This is a genomic window from Arthrobacter sp. TB 26 (assembly GCF_000427315.1).
GTDB lineage: Bacteria > Actinomycetota > Actinomycetes > Actinomycetales > Micrococcaceae > Arthrobacter.
This window is the reverse complement of record NZ_AUPJ01000245.1, coordinates 1-1727: the sequence shown is the minus strand read 5'-3', so window position 1 is coordinate 1727 and position 1727 is coordinate 1. Positions and strand designations below refer to the sequence as shown.

At 70.3% G+C, this 1727-nt stretch carries 1 protein-coding gene and 1 pseudogene; both read right to left on the bottom strand.

Annotated elements, in window-relative coordinates; genetic code table 11:
• Positions 1–267 precede the first annotated feature (267 nt).
• Positions 268–900: a helix-hairpin-helix domain-containing protein gene (locus tag K789_RS0109000; protein WP_237739561.1), complete on the bottom strand. Its 633-nt coding sequence runs from the start codon at positions 898–900 to the stop codon at positions 268–270.
• A gap of 347 nt (positions 901–1247) precedes the next feature.
• Positions 1248–1727: pseudogene (locus K789_RS26145) on the bottom strand (HNH endonuclease); the annotation flags it as partial.

The window sequence follows — 1727 nt, the reverse complement described above, 5'->3', positions numbered from 1 at the left end:
CCCAGACCAGCACGGCCGCGGGAACCAAACGCACATCGGTTCGGCGCGGGGTTTGTTCCCGGCCCGAGGTGGACCGCGCCAGGACCGCGAAGGACGCAACCCGGTCTGGGAACCGCGGGCCGCGGTGCCGCTGCCGTCTGGCCTGCCGGAGGCCCGGCCCTGCCCCCGGCAGCCCCGCTTCCGGATGGTTCCCGGGAGTCCGCCCGACCGCAGCGTCAATATAGCGTTGCCAGCGACTGGTCCGCTCCACGTCCGGCCCCACCGCCCTCAGACCCGGACCAGGGGCAGCAGGGCTTCGAGCATCTTTACTCCCACCCCATCCACGGCGTCCAGCTCCTCAACCCGCTGGAAGCGGCCATGCTCGGTGCGCCAGTCCACGATCCGCTGGGCCAACACCGGCCCGATGCGCGGAAGGCTCGCCAGTTCGTCGACGCCGGCAGTGTTCAGGTTGATTTTCCCTCCGGCTGGGGACCCGGCCGCGCCCGCCGGGCCGCCCCCGGCGTCACCAGCCGGAGCAGACCCGGCCGGAACGGTTTCACCGTGCCTCGGCACGAGGACTTTCTGCCCGTCCTCGAGGATGGCCGCGAGATTGAGCTGGTCCGGGTCCGCGTCCGGCGCACCGCCTCCCGCCGCCGCGATGGCCTCGTGCAGGCGGCTCCCCTGTGGCAGTTCCACGATTCCGGCGCGGGCAACCGCGCCGGCCACGTGCACGATGATTCTTGCGGGGGCACGGTCACCGCTCCCGCCGGGAGCAGTGTCCGTGCCGGCCGTGCTGGCCGTGGGCCCTGTGTCGGGTTCCGGGACGGTAGCTTCGCCGTTTTCCGAGCTGTTGACGGAGCTGATTGGGCTGACGGCCGCTGGGACGTTGGCAGCCTGCCACCAGAACCAGCCCAGGAGCACCAAGGACGCCAGGCACAGCAGCGTGGCAGCCTGCCGGCCGGTACGCCACCGGATAAGGGGTCCTCGGCGGNCGGCCCGCCGGATCGTCCGGAGTGCGCTGGCCCTCGGCCAAGGAAACCGGCGGCGGTTCCCCGAGCAGGCCGGCCCTCCTTCTAGTCCCGGATACGGGCGACAGCCTGCGGCCGGCCTGGTCCGGTTGGACGCTGGGTGGGTAGTCGGGATCGTGGCGCGGCATGCGCCCATCGTACGAAGCTTCGGGGTCGCTGCTCAGGGCCGGCGGGTCCTATGTGGAAACTGAAGGAAGTGCGCGCAGAGTCGATAAGACGTTTGCAGTTCTCCCCCGTCGATCAGAGCGTTTCGACCAGGAAGTATTCCAGGATGGATTCGTCGAAGGGCTGCAGCCAGTCCGAGGCGCGGTTATCTGCGGCGGGCCATGGGTGCCCGGCCGTGAACAGGTGCCAGTCCGGGAAGGGGTCCGGCGGCAGTTCCTGGTCGGGATCCGGGCCAGGGTCCTCGGGGACTCCTGCGGCAGGGAGTGTGTCGGAGTCCGCGCCCGTATCCATGGCAGGGATGCGGTCCGGCCAGTGGGGTGGTTCCCAGTCCTGTTGCTCGCTGGGGTAGTGCCTTCCGGTCGGTGACGTCCAGCCGGGCGGTGCGTCTTTGCTGGCCCCGGCCGGGGTCCAGGCCGAGCTGTGTTTGAGGCGGTGATGTTTGCGGCACGGCTGGCCGAGGTTGCTGATTCCGGTGGTGCCGCCGTCGGCCCAGGCCAGGATATGGTCGGCGTCGTTGTCCAGGGAATGGTTGTTGCAGCCCGGGAACGGGCACTT